Here is a 16,266-nt window from a genome sequence, read left to right as displayed (position 1 = left end):
TAAATTAGCCTTTAAGCGAACTGCGAGAACGACTGGTGTATTGACCATGAATATTAACGCTATAAGGAACTAGGTAGGTAATCAATCCCGATAACCATCGAGTTCGAGTCATTTCTGCTTTTGCCAATGCCGATCCGTGATTAATAGTAAAAAGAATTGATCCCACGATCAGAGAAACTCTGAAAGCTGTGGGAGCAAATCTAGAGTCGAATAACGCTTGTACAAATCCGTTCATTATGAAAAAAAGATTTTTAAAAAAACTTAATATTTTATCTGTAGCATAATTTACAATTTAACAAAAGTGACTAGAGCATCAACATTGATTTGAAGGATCAAGCGGCAAAGCCGCAGCTATCAGCTATTAGCTATAAGTCCTTCTAGTTCGGCACTTCCTCGCTTTAAGCGGGGAACCCCGCGCCAGTTCCTTCAACGGAGGGAACCTCCGCAACGGACTGGCTTGCCAACGAAGTGTCTTTCTATTTACATGAGTAAACTCCAGAGCTTAGAGCTTAAGGCTTAGAGCTTATAGCTTTTTTGATAAATGTTTTGTTGATTTTTATGAAATACAGCGATGAAAAACTAGAATCCCTCAAAACACAACCATAGACTAAAAAATAATGCCAAGATACTAAATAGTTTCATTTTATCTTGGAGGACGTTGTCATAAAGCATGATTCCGTTGCAACTGACTTTAAAAAACTTTTTGAGTTACCGAGATGCTACCTTAAACTTCAGAGGGTTACATACTGCCTGTATATGTGGAGCAAATGGTGCTGGGAAATCTTCGCTCTTAGAGGCAATTACCTGGGTAATTTGGGGGAAAAGTCGGGCTGCAACAGAGGACGATGTGATTCATGGCAATGCCCAAAATGTTCGGGTTGATTTTGAGTTTCGTTGTAATAATCAAACCTATCGCATTATTCGCTCTCGCCCTAGAGGTAGGAGTAGCTCGTTAGAATTTCAAGTGGAAACAAAAGCGGGGAATTTTCGTTCCTTGACAGCCAAAGGGTTGAGAGCTACTCAAGAAGAAATTATCGCTTGTTTAAAACTAGACTATGATACCTTCACCAACTCGGCATATTTACGCCAGGGTAGGGCTGATGAGTTTATGTTACGTCGTCCCAGCGAACGCAAGCAAATATTGGCAGACTTGTTAAAGTTAGACCGTTATGAAGAGTTGGCGGCTAAAGCTAAAGATGCTGCCAAAGAATACAAAGGCAAAATAGAGCAGTTAAAATTAAATTTAGAACCATTAGTCGTCGAAATAGAGCAAAGAAAAGGAATTGTTGCCGAATTTGCTAATTTACAACAGGAATTAACTAAATTACAGAAAATACAGGATAGTGCTCGCTCTCGTTTACAACAACTACAAGCAATTGAATATCAGCGTCAAACTTGGGAACAGCAGTTTAACATTCAGCAAACCCAACATCAGAATTTGACTCAGGATTGCGATCGCGCTCAGAAAGATATTAATGCTTTAACAGCAGAATTGGGATCACTAGATAAATTAGTAAATTTAGAAGCAGAAATTGTAGCTAAATACGATCAGTTATTAGATTGGCAAACTCAGGAAAAAGAACTCTCTACCAAGTTCGTTACTCATCAGGAAGCACACCAGCAAAAACAGCAGCTAGAAAAAGAGTTGGAACAGCAAAAGAATGAGTTGAATTTACAGATCAATCAGCTACAAACTCAGATTGAAGGTATCAATCAACAAGAACAGGAAATAACTAAAATTTTGTCTAAAACTGATGATGTTGAGATAGCACTAGTCAAGCTAGAAACCAGTCGTAAGGAGCTAAAAGAATTAGATAAAATACAACAGTATATTTCTCCCTTAATCAAACAGAAAAATAATTTACAAACTCAAATTAATCGAGAAGAAGCAAAATTAGCTGCTAAGCTCGAACAAATACATAATTCCGCTAAAAAGTTAGCAGAAGATATTGAGAAAGCACCCGAACAAAGAAAGCAATTATTAACCGTAGATGCTCAAATAGAAGAGTTAGACAAAAAGCGCATTTATCAAAAAAGAGTTGAAGAAAAAGGAACAGAAAGAAAAGAGTTTCGCTATAAATTACAGGAAAACCAACGCATCTATGAGAGACAGTGGCAGGAGTTACAACAAAAGTTGCAAATGCTATCGAACCCAGATGCCTGTTGTCCGCTATGCGATCGCGAATTAGACGATCTCCACCGTCATCAGGTGGTGGGAAAAACCCAACAAAAACAACAGGAAATACAAGAGCAAATTTGGGTAATCAGAGAGCAATTATCTACTTGCGATCGCGAATTACAATTATTGCGTCAGGAGTATCAAGCAATCTCCCAAGAAATTTCTCCTTATGATTTCTTACAGCAGCAATTTGGACAGTTGGAGGCTCAATTAGAAGCTAGCGAGGAGATGTACGAACAGCTACAAGTTGCCCAAGAAGAAAAAAAGCATCTAGAATTGTGTTTGCAAAATGGTAACTTTGCCCAGGAATTACAGGACGAAATTAAGCAGGTTGAAGGAGAACTAGCAACTCTCAATTATGATGAGCAAACTCATGCTTTAGTTCGGGGAGAAGTTAACAGTTTGCGCTGGGCAGAAATTAAACAGGCTAAAATCGAAGATGCTAAAAAGCGGCAAGCAAAATTAGAGCAGCAGAAACCTCCCTTAATCAAAAAAATTAGCGATTTACAAACGACTTTAGAAAAATTACATATTAATTCAACAATACAGCAGAAAATCAATCTGATCGAACAGCAAATTCTAGAATTAAATTATGATCGCACCATTCATCAAAATTTGCTGACATCTTTAAGACAATCTCAGGCTTGTCAATTTAGACATCAAGAATTACAAAAAGCCAAACAAGAATATCCGCAGCTTAAGACTAAATTAGTTGAATTAGAACAACTATTGCAACAAAGACTTCAGGATAAACAAAGTAGCCAAGATAAATTACAATATCATCTTGCTCAACGAGAAAATATTGCTGATAATCGCCAAGAAATTAAAGCCTTAGAGCAGCAAATTTATCAACGTCGTCAACAGCTAGATGAACTAATATCCCGTAGTGGTAGAGTGCAGCAGTCTCTAACTCAAATAGATAGTTTAAAAAATCAGCATCAGGATACTGAAAATCAACTTAAGGAATACGAAAAGCAATATCGTATCTATCAAGAATTAACTCAAGCTTTTGGAAAAAATGGCATTCAGGCTTTGACGATTGAAAACATCCTACCTCAGCTAGAAGCTAAGGCTAACCAAATTTTAGCCAGACTAACTGGGAATCAGTTCCACGTCCAGTTTCTGACTCAAAGAGCATCAAAAGGAACATCCAAGAAAAAAACCAAACTAATTGATACCCTAGATATTTTAATTGCTGATGCTGGAGGAACTCGTCCTTATGAAACTTACTCAGGGGGAGAAGCATTTCGGATCAATTTTTCAGTGCGATTAGCTTTAGCTAAACTCCTTGCCCAACGCTCAGGAACAGCTTTACAGATGTTAATTGTAGATGAAGGTTTTGGCACCCAAGATTCCGAAGGATGTAATAGATTAGTTGGGGCTATCAATGCGATCGCTTCGGACTTTGCCTGTATTTTAACCGTGACTCATATGCCTCAATTCAAAGAAGCTTTCCAAACCAGAATCGAGGTATACAAGGGAGATAAGGGTTCTAGTTTACAAGTATCAAATTAATTTGCTGAAAATTTCACAAAAATCCTCAGTTAAAACGTTAAAACTTATTTATTCTCTAATAATTTGGTTAGTACTATAATGATGAATCTAAGAAGTGTAGTGTAAGTTAGCAGCTCATTGTAGCGAATCAGAAAAATGCAGATAGTTTGGTTTCGCCGAGATCTCCGTTTGAGTGATTGCGAAATCATTCACGAGGCAGCTAAAAATCAACAAGATATTTTACCTTGTTTTATAATTGACCCTTGGTTTTTCCGGCAAAAAGAAATAGGAGCAGCTAGGGTCAAATTTTTATTGGAATCTTTAGATAACCTCAACACTAATTTAGTCAAACGGGGTAGTCGATTATATTTGTTTAATGGCGAATCCGTCCCTATCATTGAGGCTCTTACCCGCTCTTTAATCCAACTAGGAAAAAAGCCCAAGCTTTATTTTAATCGGGATGTTCAGGTAAGTTATGGAATCGAGCGAGACAGAGAAATTTTAGAATTGTATAGTCAGCTCAATTTAGAAACTCACATCGGACTAAATCATTTTCTTCAGACTGAACAAGAATGCTATGAAAGTTTGTGGCAAGACTATCATTACTATCAAAATCAACCATTACATCCTACCCCAGAGCTGATTAATACTCCTAATCTTAGCCTCAACCTTCCTCAGCTAACTTTTCAAGAATTGAAGCAAAAGTATTGGCATTATTGGCAAGTTAAATCTTCTTACTTTGTTGGTGGGGAGGATCGTGCTTTAGCTACCCTAAATTCTTTTTTAAGTCATCGATTTTGGGGCTACCATTGGAAGATGTCCCGTCCTTGGGAAGCACAGCAAGGAGCATCATCGCATTTATCACCTCATCTTTGTTTTGGTACTATTTCTACCCGAATAGTTTTTCAAAGAACTAGAAAGCTGATTGAGGAAATTCAAGAACCAAAAACGAGAAAGGGCTTTGCTCTCAAAGCTTTTTTAGATCGTCTTCGTTGGCACGACAAGTTTACTCAACGACTTTATTATCATCCTGAATTAGCAACTCAAAATCCCGACCCAGAGTTTGATCGGTATCATTCTGGAAATGATTTGACAGGGGAAAAGCAAGAATTATTTTGGGCTTGGTGTAATGGAATAACTGGGTTTCCGATGGTCGATGCTAGTATGCGTCAACTCAATCAAATGGGTTGGATGAACTTTCGGATGCGGGCAATGTGCGCGACTTTTTTAACTATTAATTGTGGTGTGTCTTGGCAACATGGAGCCTGTTACTTTATGACTCGTTTAGTCGATGGTGATATTGCGATTAATCATCGGCAATGGCAGATGCAGTCAGGAGTTACTAACCCTATGTCTAAAACCTTCAGGATTTACAATCCCTCTAAAAATTTGCAGGAAAAAGATCCTAATTTGCAATTTGTACTTTATTGGATACCAGAACTGAGAGGTCATAGCATGAAGCAAATACTATCAGGTGAATACTTGCCAAATATCTCTTATCCGAAACCAGTTGTAGATTGGAAAAAAACTCGATCGGTTAATGGTAAGGTAATATCCAATTTAAGGTCTAAGGTACGCGATCGCTTGGAGAGAGAACGGGGAGAAGAATACTATCAAGCCATTCAAGCCAAAGAAACTGTAGAAAAATACTTCGCGGTCAAAGATAAACAATATCAGGATCTTAATAACGATTTGTCTTAATAATAATTTAGGTAATTACCTGTAGTTACGAGCAATATTAGACAAAAACGGACAATAACAGAGAAGCTAAAAGAATCAATCGCTAGTAAATTTGACATAGTGAAGCAAATCCAGACAATTCATCGCACCGTCATTATTTACGGGACAAACTAATGCGTGTACTTATATGTGGTGCTACGGGGAATATTGGTCGTTTAACCGTAGCCAAAGCCCTAAAATCAGGACATGAAGTAACAGCTTTTACTCGTTCTCCCCAGAAGCTCGATAACCAAAACCATTTACATAAAGCTCAGGGAGATGTGATGGATGTTACCAGTATTCAAGCAGCGATGGCGGAACAAGAAGCAGTCGTAATTACTTTTGGCGCACCTCTGAATTGGTCTACACTAACTAGCGTTCCCGATCTTTGTACTGTAGGAACTCGCAATATTATCAAGGCGATGGAGCAACATGAAGTAAAGCGTCTAGTTTGTATGACTGGTATTGGAGCGGGGGACAGCAAAGGACATGGCAGATTTATCTTTGATAACTTAATCTTGCCCATAATGCTCGGACGCATCTATGTAGACAAAAATCGTCAGGAACAAGAAGTAATGCAAAGTGACTTAGATTGGACTATTGTTCGTCCTACAGAACTAACTGACGAACCAGAATCGGGTGATTATCGTGTATTGGTGAATTTGGAAGGCAAAAAAGCTAAAACTATTTCTCGTGCAGATGTAGCAGATTTTTTAGTTCAGCAAATAGATAGCGATCGCTATTTACACCAAACTCCCTTAATTACAACTTAGATTATATTTCTTCGCAACTTGCCTGTATAAATTATGAATTCATCAACGACCTTATTTTCATCCATTAAATTGGGCGATCAAACTTTAACTAATCGCATAGTGATGTCGCCGATGACTCGCTTACGAGCTGATGGCACGATTCCTACAGAGCTTATGGCTACTTATTATGCCCAAAGAGCTTCTGCGGGATTAATAATTACTGAATGTACTATGGTCTCTCCCTTAAGCAATGGCTATATGAACGTTCCTGGGATTTATAACCAAGAACAAGTAGAAGGGTGGAAATTAGTTACCCAAGCCGTACAAGATCGGGGAGGGAAGATTTTTCTGCAATTATGGCATAGTGGTAGAGTCGCCCATCCTTCTTTAATCAATGGTGAATTACCCGTTGCTCCCAGTGCGATCGCAGCGCCAGGAACGCTACATACACCCATAGGTAAAGTGGAAATGGAAACTCCCCGCGCTCTGGAAACTTCAGAAATCCCTGAAATAGTAGAACAGTTTCGTCAGGGAGCAAAAAATGCTCGAGCAGCTGGTTTTGATGGGGTAGAGTTACATGGGGCATTTGGTTATTTAATCGACCAATTTTTACAGGATGTTTCCAATCAACGCACCGATGAGTATGGTGGTTCAATTGCTAATCGTGCCCGCTTTTTATTAGAAGTAGTTAGGGCAGTAACGGAAGTTTGGGAAAGCGATCATCTCGGGATCAAACTATCTCCTAGTAATACTTTTTATGGTATGGGCGATCGCAACCCTCGGGAAACTTTTAGCTATATTATCAAAGCATTAAACGATTTTAACCTTGCTTATATTCATCTAATGGAAGCTAGCGAAATCGATCTGAAAAATGCTGATGTAATCGATCCCGTCTTACCCGTATTTAGTCCGCTTTACCAAGGAACAATTATTACCAACGGTGGCTACAACAAGCAAAAGGGTAATGAAGTTTTAGCTCAAGAACAAGCCCAATTAGTGTCTTATGGCAGACCATATATTGCCAATCCCGATCTTGTCAAACGGTTTGAACTAGATACAAAATTAAACGAACCCAATCCCAAAACCTTTTATGGACGGGGTGATGATGAAAATGCACCCGTTGGTTATACTGATTATCCTTTTTTAGCGACTAGCTAGTATTAATTTGAGGAGAAAAATTAAAAAGACATAGTAAAGCAAGAAAAAATAAGTCCTTTCAAAAAAGTAAATTAGCAGCCAGCACGAGTACACCTTACTATATTTAGCGATCGCCAAAATTGAAACTAAATACGATCACCCGTATACAGGCGGGGGCGGTCATTACTAACTGGGGCTGTATTGCTTCAGAACTAATGGCTGATTGGCAAAGTTCTGAAGGTGAAAAAGTTGGCGCGCTATACCAGAAACACAGTCAATGGGGTGGTAGTTGAAAACGAACTTTAGATAGAAGAATTATTTGTTGTCTTGCTATAAATATAGTCGACCTATAGAAAAAGGAATTATTACTTATATGAAATATGTAGCCCTGGCAGCCCGAATTTGCCTGAGCCTAATTTTTTTCAAGGCAGGCATTAGCCATATCACGGGATTTAGCGGATTTGTCGAACTGATAGGCTCTCAAGGATTACCCTTAGCTGGTTTGCTGGCGGTAGGAACGATTGTATTTCAACTGTTGGGAGCAATATTTTTAGTACTGGGATATCAAACCAATATCGGCGCGATTCTCTTAATTATTTTCCTGATTCCTGCCAGCTTAATGTTTCACAATCCCATTGCCGATCCCAGCCAATGGAATGACTTTCTCAAGAATATCGGTCTGATTGGCGGATTACTGATGGTAGTTTACGCAGGTTCGGGGGCGTTGAGTATCGATGGAAAAAAAAAGACTATCTAAAAACAGACAGATCCAGACCTCAAATCGTTATTGTCGGTGCAGGTTTTGCAGGTTTGCGGGCGGTCAAACGCCTCTCAGATGCTGATGCGGAAGTATTACTAATAGATCGCTACAACTATCATACTTTCATTCCCATGCTATATCAGGTAGCGACGGGCTTTATCGAACCAGAACTGATTGCCTATCCAATTCGTAAAGCGTTACGCAACATTTTTAACGCCGACTTTTTGATGGCTGAAGTAGAACAGATCAATCCAGATAACAAAACCATAACTGCCGATGGACGCACCATGACCTATGATTACTTAGTGCTTTCTTCGGGCAGTCAGGCGAATTTTCTGGGAGTTTCGGGCGCACCCCAATTTACTTTTCCTCTAAGAACTTTGGACAATGCGATCGTGCTTCGCAACCATATCCTAAGCTGTTTTGAACAGGCGGTAAAGAATCTCGAGAATAGTTCATTACAAGAGCAATTACTAACCTTTGTCATTGTCGGTGGTGGTCCTACTGGTGTCGAGATGGCTGGTGCTTTACAGGAGTTGATTTACGATTGTTTGGTTAAAGACTATCCTCAACTAGATTTAGAGCGGGCAAAGGTAATCCTGTTACAGTCGGGGTCTGATTTGCTTGCCAGCTACCCCAAACACTTACAAAAGTATACTGTACGGACGTTGCGCGATCGCGGAGTAAAAGTACATTTCAATAACAGAGTTAAAGAAACCTCATCCACAGAGGTGGTTTTAGAAGATGAAACCAGAATTACTACCGCCACTATTATTTGGACGGCAGGAGTAGAAGCCAGTTTACCCAAACCGCAAGCAGAAGTATCTACAGCTAGCAAAAATAAAGTGGAAGTGCAAGATACTTTGCAGCTACCAAAATATCCTCATGTTTATGCAGTCGGGGATGTGGCATATGTCGAACAAGATGGCAAACCATTAGTGGGTATTGCCCCAGAAGCTTTACAACAGGGGGGCATGGTAGCCGAAAATCTTCAGCGACAACTGAAGGGAAAAAGCCCCAAAGCTTTCAATTATTTCAATAAAGGTCGGGCAGCTATTATCGCTCGCAATGCAGGGGTAATCTTATTGCTCGGTAAAATTCCTCTTGGTGGTTTCCTTGGTTGGCTGATGTGGTTGGGCATCCATCTTTACTATCTACCAGGACTGTCAAACCGTTTCAAAGTCTTGGGAGCGTGGTTAAAAGATTATCTACGGCGCGATCGCTCTGTTAGACAGGTTTACACGATGATATCTGCTGACAGTCGCACACAATTGAAATAGAAAATATATTTTTAGATGGGAAATGATTGTTTGGAGAGGGTGGAAATTATTAACAATCAAACTCAAAAAAACAAGAGATAGAGGTGGCAGGAGTGTTTATTTTTATCGGTGCAACTTCCTGTACTGAACTGTAGCTGTGTTAACTGGGAAGAATATACCGAATGGTCTTGGTTTACAGTTTCAGATTGTCCTTCTGTGATAACCCTGACTCAGCATTAAAGCAATATTTTGTTGTTTTGAGCAAGAAAGTAAAAGACGTACTTTCATTTATTTAGTCTAATAACAAATAGAAATTCAAATTGCACTATGAGTAATCTCAAAGAAAAAATTGCCATTGTTACAGGTGGTTCTGGGGGTATTGGTTCTGCCGTCTGTTTAAAACTTGCTCAACTTGGGGCAAAAGTAGTAGTCCATTATGGCGGTAGTGAAGGCGCTGCTAAAGATATAGTGAGCAAGATTGAAGTAAATGGAGGCAAAGCGATCGCGCTACAAGCAAACCTAAGTAAAAGTGTAGAAGTAACTAAGCTATTTGAACAGACCGAACAGCAGCTAGGTCAACCAGATATTGTTGTTACCTTTGCGGGTACTGGCGATGTGGGTAAATTGATAGATATGGATGAATCTGCGTTTGATAAAGTATTTGGTTTAAATACCAAAGGTACTTTTTTCTGTCTCCAAGAAGCTGCCAAACGAATTAAAGATAACGGAAGAATTGTAACTGTTTCGAGTGGTTTAGTTGTACGTCCTCAACCTGGTTTTGGATTATATATTAGCTCTAAAGCTGCGGTGGAATCGATGAGTAAAGTTCTTTCACTAGAACTAGGCGATCGCAATATTACCGTTAATACAGTAGCTCCTGGACCGACGGAAACTGAAATGTACGTTAATTCTGGAGATGATGCTGATGCTGCTGCTGCCCAATCTCCTTTTAATCGAATCGGACAGCCAGAAGATATTGCCGATGTTGTCGGGTTCGTTGTTAGTGATGAATGTCGCTGGATTACGGGTCATGTTTTCGAGGTAGGTGGCGGTTACGTCTAAGGCGATCTGGTAATTCTCTAATTACTTTATATAACTAGAAGAACATCAAACTATGAAAAAATATCAATGCACTGTTTGCGGTTATATCTATGACCCAGAAAAAGGCGATCCAGATTCAGGCATCAAACCAGGAAACGCTTTTGAAGACATTGCCGATGATTGGTCTTGTCCTAAATGCGGTGCTACCAAATCTCAGTTTGAACCAATGGATTAAAAACATAGTCGCACCAAAATAAAGCATAAGACTTTTAACTGACTGAATAAATCTCAACCAAATTTGACTTACCCCCTATTGTAGGTAAACTACGAGCGATCGCCAAATTCTACACGCCAAACTATTAAAAATATGCCAGAAGACATCTTTGCCAGAATGACAGCAGATACCCGTAATCTGGTAAAACTTATGCAGTCTCAAGCCACATCTTCATCCCCTGATGCCGATTTAGTTCAGTTAGCGCGTCAGGGCTATAGGGATATAATTCCGCTAGCTGGGGCTATTGAAGAGGTAGCAAAAGTTGAAAACTATCAAACTTCTTCTACTCCTGCTATAGATTTGCGATTGTATCGACCACAAGTAAGTGTCGAAACCTTACTTCCTGCGATCGTATATTTCCATGGAGGAGGATTTATCAGCGGAGACTTTGATAAATAACCAGAAATTATACAAACTAGGAGTAAATTTAATGAATACTGATGCAATCGCGCAAAACTTAGCATATTACGATCAGCTAACTCCAGATAATTGTGCCATGCTCTTAATTGACCATCAGGCAGGATTATTTCTGGGAGTCAAAAGTATCGACCAACAAATTCTCAAAAATAATGTAATTGGGCTAGCCAAAACAGCCAAGGTCTTTAACTTACCTACAGTATTATTTACCAGTTCGGCAAAAGGTCCTAATGGTCCGACTATCCCTGAAATCAAAGAACTGTTTCCCGAGCATAAAATTTACGATCGCTCGCCGATTAATCTCTGGAACGACCCCGAATGTCTCCAAGCTGTTAAAGATACCAATCGTAAAAAGCTAATTATGGCAGCAATTACTACCGATGTTTGTTTGGCGTTTCCTGCCCTAGCAGCAATCAAAGCAGGATACGATGTCTATGCGGTAATTGACGCTTCGGGAACTTGGACTGCTCAAGCAGAACTCGCTACTGTCATGCGGTTGACTCAGGCAGGAGTAATTATGACCAATTGGATCGCTGTGGCAGCCGAACTCAAACACGACGAAGACCGCAAAACCTCTGCGGGAATGAATCGGGCGTTTGGCGAACACATGGGTTTATATGATTTTTTAGGGGATATTGCCGCTGCTGGTCATTAAAATCCGCTAATAACTTCAAAGTAGTAATAACTATGGCAAAGATTTTAATTGTTTACACTACTAGCATTGGCAATACCAAAAAAATGGCTGAAGCCGTAGCTGATGGAGCGAGGTCTGTCGAAACAGCGGTTACTCTAAAATCTTCTGAAGAAGCAACTATAGAAGACGTTCGAGACTGCGATGCTCTAATTCTCGGTTCTCCAATCCGCCATCGTACTGCCGATGCCAGGATTAAAAAGTTTATTGAAGATACCCTCGAACAATTGTGGCTAACGGATGAAGTTGTCGGCAAAGTAGGCGGAGTGTTTAGTGTAGGAGGTGGATACGGCAATATGGGGGCGGGTTGCGAACTCGCGCAGTTGGGAATGCTCTCAGCAATGGCAGCCTGTGGCATGATTTTGGTTACTTTACCGAAAACTACTCCAGGTTTTGAAGTGGCGGGAATGCACTGGGGACCTAATGGACGTTCTGGCGATGTCGTTATGAAACCCGTTGGTGTGACTGAAGAAATGCTGGAGGCAGGCTATCATCACGGAGCCAATATTGCTAGAGTTACTCAGCAGCTTGCTGGCAAAGACCTGATGGACAAGGGTAATGTCGCACCACCGCCAGAGATAGTCAAAATGTTTACTCAAGGTTAGCAAAATCATTGACTTTCAAACAAGTCATAGACTGTTGGTCAAGAATAGACTAATTCGGGCAAGAATAGACAAGACTGATCTTCGCGATCGTGAGACGATAGTAGAGATAAACCGAAGTACAAGTGCTGGCATTGATTTTATTTCCATCTAATTAATATTTCACTGACAAAAATTTTCGCTTAATTTCAGGAGCATTTTATGACTAGACCCCAAGAACGCGATTTTTCCGATATGCTGACCCCAGACAATGCAGCATTGGTAATGATCGATCACCAAGCGGGACTGATGTTATTTCCTGGCGATATCGATCCCTCTGCTTTGAGAATGAATGCGATCGCCCTTGCCAAAACAGCCAAACTGTTTAATTTACCAGTAGTTCTCAGTGCTGCTGACCAGGGACCAAAAGGACCGATCGGTCCAATTATTCCCGAAATTAAAGAAGAATTATTTCCCGATGTTGAAGTAATTTATCGCACCAAAATTAATTCCTGGTACGAACCGGCAATTCGCGAGGCGATTGAAGCTACAAGCAGACAAAAATTAATATTTGCCGGAATTACTGCCGATTTTTGTGCGGGTTTACCTGCTAAAAGCGCTGCTGCTGCTGGTTATGATGTGCGGTTGGTGATGGATGCTAGCGGAAATCTGAATCCAATGGTGTTGCAAACTACCATCGCCAGTTTAACTCAAGCGGGTGTAGTCTGCACTAACTGGCTGAGTGTAATAGCAGAACTACTCGGTGACTGGACAAATCCTCAAGCACAAGGGGTATTGGATATCTATAACGAACACCTACCTAACTGGAGTATGTTTAATATTATCGAGCGGACTAAAAAACAAATCCAGGGTGTTAGCTAAGTTCTGAAGCTCGATCAATTTTAATTACAGATTAGATTATGTCAAAAGCTAACATAGGTAAATTTCTACTGTCTATTGTTTTAGTCAGTGGCGCACTTATATCTATCATTGTTGATTGGAATGAAAGTCACGTTTTTAATCCAGAATGGACATCTCACGCTCGTTTTCACGATGTCGTTTTGTTGTGTATGCTGACTGGAATGTCAATTGTTGGTTTGTGGTTAATTTGGCGGCGATCGCTAGAACCAAATATTAGTTTTATGGTTGCTGCTGCTGTCCCAATTTTATTTTGGGGTTCGTTTTTTATTGCCGTATTTGTTCCAGGATCTAGTTTAAGCGTCAGTCCAGAAGAAACACCACCTAGTTTAGCTGGTATACCTTTGTATCCCAATATTATTTTGGCTGGTATTAATGTAATCCTATCGCTAGTTAGCTATAAGTTGTATCGTAGCGATAAGGTTACATCTAAATGAAGTGCAAAAGCGATCATTGTTCTATTTGAAATTGATCAATCTATTGTAGAGAAAAGTTAAAATGTCAAACATCAACGAACAAGCTTACCCTCGTATTTACCATGATGAAGATCGTCTAACTAAAGACAACGCTACTTTGATTCTCATCGACCATCAAACAGGTTTACTCTCAGCTTGCAGAGATATTGCTACCGAAAAACTACGCTCTAATATTCTTGCTTTGGCAAAAATTGGCAAAGTTTTTGATTTGCCAGTAATTTTAACCCAAGGGGGTTATGGTGGCGAAAATGCTGGTGGTCCTTTGATCGGTGAATTAGTAGAAATGTTTCCCAATGTACCAATTATTGATCGCCATCATGTTAATGCTTATGACGATCCCAATTTTCGCGAGCAAATTAAACAGTATGGTCGTAAAAAGTTAATTATGGCTGGTTGTACTACCGATGTCTGTCTTGCTTTTCCCGCTATGAGTGCAGTAGCCGACGGTTATGATGTTTATGCAGTGATTGATGCTTCTGGTAACTGGGATTTATTAACAACTCAGGCTGCTATGATGCGGATGAGTCAAGCAGGAGTTATTGTTACTAACTGGGCAGGAATTTGGGGTGAATTATTGCGAGATCACCATAATCCTGAAGACCAACCATCAATGCAAGTGGTAGGCGAACATATTCCTGCTTTGGGTTTTATTACTAATAATTTAATGTATGCCAAAGGTATGTACCCTAATATTGAAGATCGTTTACAAAGAGCAGACTAATTAATGCTTGAGTAAGCATCAATTAGATAATGCGCTCGGGCTTCAATTCTCAAATAGATAAAAGCAGACAGTTTCAAGAATTTAGATGAAACAATTACCTTTCATTTTTGCAAGTCTTATTTTGAGCTTACTTTTTCCGATTACCGCTTTAGCTTCTACAGAAGATAATTCTCAAAGTCAGATAGTTAACGTTAACCAACTGCGGGATGTTGCGCCTACAGACTGGGCTTATGAAGCTTTGAGTAATTTAAGCGATCGCTACGGTTGTATTGCTGGTTTTCCTGATCGCACCTATAAAGGAGATCGAGCTTTAACTCGTTATGAATTTGCTGCGGGTTTGAATTCTTGTTTAAATCAGATGGAAAAGTTGATTGCCAAAGGTATTAATATCTCTAGTGAAGACTTAGACAGTTTGCAGAGGTTAACTCAAGATTTTGAAGCAGAATTAGCGAGTGTTGCTGGTAGAGTTAATAGTTTAGAAGATCGAGTTGCTATTTTAGAAGATAACCAGTTTTCTACCACTACTAAACTTAAGGGACAGGCAATATTTGCCTTTAATGCTGGTGGATTTACGGGAGATAGAATTATAGATCCTAATGGTAATTTAATCACAGAAAATCAACCTCAAGCTACATTACTCTATCGCACCAATCTCGATTTTGATACTAGCTTTACAGGTACAGATAATCTCAAAATTCGGATTGATACAGGTAGTAATGGCTTTAACGATAACGCTGCTAGTTTTCTCGAACCCAACTTTGGCTCTATCTTAAACTATTCTGATAGTCCGCCTCGCGATGGGAATATTGGTGTTGGACGAGTTTACTATAGCTTTAAACCAGCAGAAACTTTGCAAGTAGCACTCGGTCCAGCGATGGTTGCTACTGACTATATTGATTTTAGTCAGTTTACTAGACCGAGCTTTCGTGGTATTTCCACTGAATCTTTAGCCCAAAATTACTTGCTTTTTCCTATAGAAGGACCTAGTGGCGGTGCCTATACTAGTTGGACAATTAAAGAGAAGTTTACGCTCCGTGCTACCTATAATGCTGCTGAGGCTGCCGATCCTAATGAAAACCTGAGCGGTATTATCAAAGGCTTGTCTACTTTTACTGCTTTGCTCTATCCAGGTGAAGCAGGAAACGGGGGCTTATTTGGTGATTTCTATCAGGGAATTGTCGAGTTAGAATATGCACCCACCGAAACTGTTGCGGTGCGTTTGCAATACAGTGGTGGAGAAGTGTTTGACAGTCGTTTTGATGTATTTGGTATCAACGCCGAATGGCAATTTTTACCCAGATTCGCCGTATTTGGACGCTATAGCTACGGTAATTACGAGGATACTGCTTTTGGGGATATCGAACCTAACTATTGGATGGCAGGAGTTTCAGTACTCGATCTCATTAAAGAGGGGGCAATATTGGGTATTGCTGCGGGACAACCTTTTATTGCCAGTGAGATTGGTAATAATACTCAAACTAATTTTGAAGCTTACTACAACTATCCGATTAGTGACTTTATTGCGATCGCGCCTGTTCTACAGGTAATCAGTAATGCTGGCAATCAAAGTGCAAACGACACTATCTATACAGGAACGATCCGAACCGTATTTAATTTTTAAAAGTTAAGATTGGACTTTTTGGTCAAAAAAACTATGACTCAATGTACTCATACTAATCAAATTAACAAGGAATTCCATAGTTTTCTGGCTGCTTGTTTATCGCGATTGCGCTCCGCGCAGTGGCAAAGCCAATTGATTACATCTAAATCTTTGTTTTCCGTTGTGAATCCGACCATTTTTGACAATTTTCTCAGAATGGCAGTTAGGACAAGTAGGCATTGCTCTC

Annotated in this window: 18 protein-coding genes; 16 read left to right on the top strand and 2 right to left on the bottom strand. The window is 39.9% G+C overall.

Going from position 1 to position 16,266, the window contains the following annotated elements:
* Positions 1-4: 4 nt before the first annotated feature.
* Positions 5-235, bottom strand: coding sequence for a nitrate/nitrite transporter NrtS (gene nrtS, locus PLEUR7319_RS0115820; RefSeq protein WP_019506202.1), 231 nt, complete (start codon positions 233-235; stop codon positions 5-7).
* A 435-nt stretch (positions 236-670) separates the two neighbouring features.
* Here nrtS and sbcC point away from each other — a divergent pair, with 435 nt between their 5' ends.
* From sbcC to PLEUR7319_RS0115740, 16 genes are all read left to right on the top strand, one after another.
* Positions 671-3,694: an exonuclease subunit SbcC gene (gene sbcC / locus PLEUR7319_RS0115815; RefSeq protein ID WP_019506201.1), complete on the top strand. Its 3,024-nt coding sequence runs from the start codon at positions 671-673 to the stop codon at positions 3,692-3,694.
* A 135-nt stretch (positions 3,695-3,829) separates the two neighbouring features.
* A complete protein-coding gene (locus tag PLEUR7319_RS0115810; RefSeq protein WP_019506200.1) occupies positions 3,830-5,374 on the top strand; it encodes an FAD-binding domain-containing protein in 1,545 nt (514 codons plus the stop codon).
* 152 nt (positions 5,375-5,526) lie between these two features.
* Entirely contained in the window at positions 5,527-6,165 is a 639-nt protein-coding gene (locus tag PLEUR7319_RS0115805; RefSeq protein ID WP_019506199.1) for an NAD(P)-dependent oxidoreductase, read from the top strand.
* A gap of 33 nt (positions 6,166-6,198) precedes the next feature.
* Positions 6,199-7,302, top strand: a complete 1,104-nt coding sequence (locus PLEUR7319_RS0115800) for an alkene reductase (RefSeq protein WP_026102558.1) — start codon at positions 6,199-6,201, stop codon at positions 7,300-7,302.
* Positions 7,303-7,421: 119 nt separating this feature from the next.
* The gene (locus PLEUR7319_RS41340; protein WP_019506197.1) at positions 7,422-7,574 is read left to right on the top strand and encodes a hypothetical protein; all 153 of its coding nucleotides are present in this window, start codon (positions 7,422-7,424) and stop codon (positions 7,572-7,574) included.
* Between the two features lie 80 nt (positions 7,575-7,654).
* A complete protein-coding gene (locus PLEUR7319_RS0115790; protein WP_019506196.1) occupies positions 7,655-8,038 on the top strand; it encodes a DoxX family protein in 384 nt (127 codons plus the stop codon).
* 23 nt (positions 8,039-8,061) lie between these two features.
* On the top strand, positions 8,062-9,321 hold the full coding sequence (locus tag PLEUR7319_RS0115785) for an NAD(P)/FAD-dependent oxidoreductase (protein ID WP_026102557.1): 1,260 nt from the start codon (positions 8,062-8,064) through the stop codon (positions 9,319-9,321).
* A gap of 306 nt (positions 9,322-9,627) precedes the next feature.
* Complete coding sequence (locus tag PLEUR7319_RS0115780) at positions 9,628-10,362, top strand: SDR family oxidoreductase (RefSeq protein ID WP_019506194.1); 735 nt, start codon at positions 9,628-9,630, stop codon at positions 10,360-10,362.
* Positions 10,363-10,414: 52 nt separating this feature from the next.
* The gene (gene rd, locus PLEUR7319_RS0115775) at positions 10,415-10,576 is read left to right on the top strand and encodes a rubredoxin (RefSeq protein ID WP_019506193.1); all 162 of its coding nucleotides are present in this window, start codon (positions 10,415-10,417) and stop codon (positions 10,574-10,576) included.
* Positions 10,577-10,708: 132 nt separating this feature from the next.
* Positions 10,709-11,014, top strand: coding sequence for a hypothetical protein (locus PLEUR7319_RS0115770; RefSeq protein ID WP_019506192.1), 306 nt, complete (start codon positions 10,709-10,711; stop codon positions 11,012-11,014).
* 31 nt (positions 11,015-11,045) lie between these two features.
* On the top strand, positions 11,046-11,687 hold the full coding sequence (locus tag PLEUR7319_RS0115765; protein ID WP_019506191.1) for a hydrolase: 642 nt from the start codon (positions 11,046-11,048) through the stop codon (positions 11,685-11,687).
* A 32-nt stretch (positions 11,688-11,719) separates the two neighbouring features.
* Positions 11,720-12,328 carry a flavodoxin domain-containing protein gene (locus PLEUR7319_RS38215; RefSeq protein WP_019506190.1) on the top strand — a complete coding sequence of 203 codons (609 nt, stop codon included), beginning with the start codon at positions 11,720-11,722 and terminating at the stop codon, positions 12,326-12,328.
* 198 nt (positions 12,329-12,526) lie between these two features.
* The gene (locus tag PLEUR7319_RS0115755; RefSeq protein ID WP_019506189.1) at positions 12,527-13,186 is read left to right on the top strand and encodes an isochorismatase family protein; all 660 of its coding nucleotides are present in this window, start codon (positions 12,527-12,529) and stop codon (positions 13,184-13,186) included.
* 38 nt (positions 13,187-13,224) lie between these two features.
* The gene (locus tag PLEUR7319_RS0115750; protein ID WP_019506188.1) at positions 13,225-13,659 is read left to right on the top strand and encodes a DUF6640 family protein; all 435 of its coding nucleotides are present in this window, start codon (positions 13,225-13,227) and stop codon (positions 13,657-13,659) included.
* Positions 13,660-13,720: 61 nt separating this feature from the next.
* A complete protein-coding gene (locus PLEUR7319_RS0115745; protein ID WP_019506187.1) occupies positions 13,721-14,419 on the top strand; it encodes an isochorismatase family protein in 699 nt (232 codons plus the stop codon).
* Positions 14,420-14,504: 85 nt separating this feature from the next.
* Positions 14,505-16,040, top strand: coding sequence for an iron uptake porin (locus PLEUR7319_RS0115740; RefSeq protein WP_019506186.1), 1,536 nt, complete (start codon positions 14,505-14,507; stop codon positions 16,038-16,040).
* A 96-nt stretch (positions 16,041-16,136) separates the two neighbouring features.
* Here the strand turns inward: PLEUR7319_RS0115740 and PLEUR7319_RS43530 are convergent, their stop codons facing one another.
* Positions 16,137-16,259 (bottom strand): IS1 family transposase, encoded by a 123-nt coding sequence (locus PLEUR7319_RS43530; RefSeq protein ID WP_202804238.1) that lies wholly within the window; start codon positions 16,257-16,259, stop codon positions 16,137-16,139.
* Positions 16,260-16,266: the final 7 nt, after the last annotated feature.

This window comes from Pleurocapsa sp. PCC 7319 (assembly GCF_000332195.1).
In the GTDB taxonomy this organism is placed as follows: Bacteria; Cyanobacteriota; Cyanobacteriia; order Cyanobacteriales; family Xenococcaceae; genus Waterburya.
This window is presented reverse-complemented; position numbering and strand designations above follow the sequence as displayed.

Bases quoted from the DNA above. Each gene is read 5' to 3' on its own strand.
- nrtS (WP_019506202.1), bottom strand. From the start codon at position 235: ATGAACGGATTTGTACAAGCGTTATTCGACTCTAGATTTGCTCCCACA.
- sbcC (WP_019506201.1), top strand. From the start codon at position 671: ATGATTCCGTTGCAACTGACTTTAAAAAACTTTTTGAGTTACCGAGAT.
- PLEUR7319_RS0115810 (WP_019506200.1), top strand. From the start codon at position 3,830: ATGCAGATAGTTTGGTTTCGCCGAGATCTCCGTTTGAGTGATTGCGAA.
- PLEUR7319_RS0115805 (WP_019506199.1), top strand. From the start codon at position 5,527: ATGCGTGTACTTATATGTGGTGCTACGGGGAATATTGGTCGTTTAACC.
- PLEUR7319_RS0115800 (WP_026102558.1), top strand. From the start codon at position 6,199: ATGAATTCATCAACGACCTTATTTTCATCCATTAAATTGGGCGATCAA.
- PLEUR7319_RS0115790 (WP_019506196.1), top strand. From the start codon at position 7,655: ATGAAATATGTAGCCCTGGCAGCCCGAATTTGCCTGAGCCTAATTTTT.
- PLEUR7319_RS0115780 (WP_019506194.1), top strand. From the start codon at position 9,628: ATGAGTAATCTCAAAGAAAAAATTGCCATTGTTACAGGTGGTTCTGGG.
- rd (WP_019506193.1), top strand. From the start codon at position 10,415: ATGAAAAAATATCAATGCACTGTTTGCGGTTATATCTATGACCCAGAA.
- PLEUR7319_RS0115770 (WP_019506192.1), top strand. From the start codon at position 10,709: ATGCCAGAAGACATCTTTGCCAGAATGACAGCAGATACCCGTAATCTG.
- PLEUR7319_RS0115765 (WP_019506191.1), top strand. From the start codon at position 11,046: ATGAATACTGATGCAATCGCGCAAAACTTAGCATATTACGATCAGCTA.
- PLEUR7319_RS38215 (WP_019506190.1), top strand. From the start codon at position 11,720: ATGGCAAAGATTTTAATTGTTTACACTACTAGCATTGGCAATACCAAA.
- PLEUR7319_RS0115755 (WP_019506189.1), top strand. From the start codon at position 12,527: ATGACTAGACCCCAAGAACGCGATTTTTCCGATATGCTGACCCCAGAC.
- PLEUR7319_RS0115750 (WP_019506188.1), top strand. From the start codon at position 13,225: ATGTCAAAAGCTAACATAGGTAAATTTCTACTGTCTATTGTTTTAGTC.
- PLEUR7319_RS0115745 (WP_019506187.1), top strand. From the start codon at position 13,721: ATGTCAAACATCAACGAACAAGCTTACCCTCGTATTTACCATGATGAA.
- PLEUR7319_RS0115740 (WP_019506186.1), top strand. From the start codon at position 14,505: ATGAAACAATTACCTTTCATTTTTGCAAGTCTTATTTTGAGCTTACTT.
- PLEUR7319_RS43530 (WP_202804238.1), bottom strand. From the start codon at position 16,259: ATGCCTACTTGTCCTAACTGCCATTCTGAGAAAATTGTCAAAAATGGT.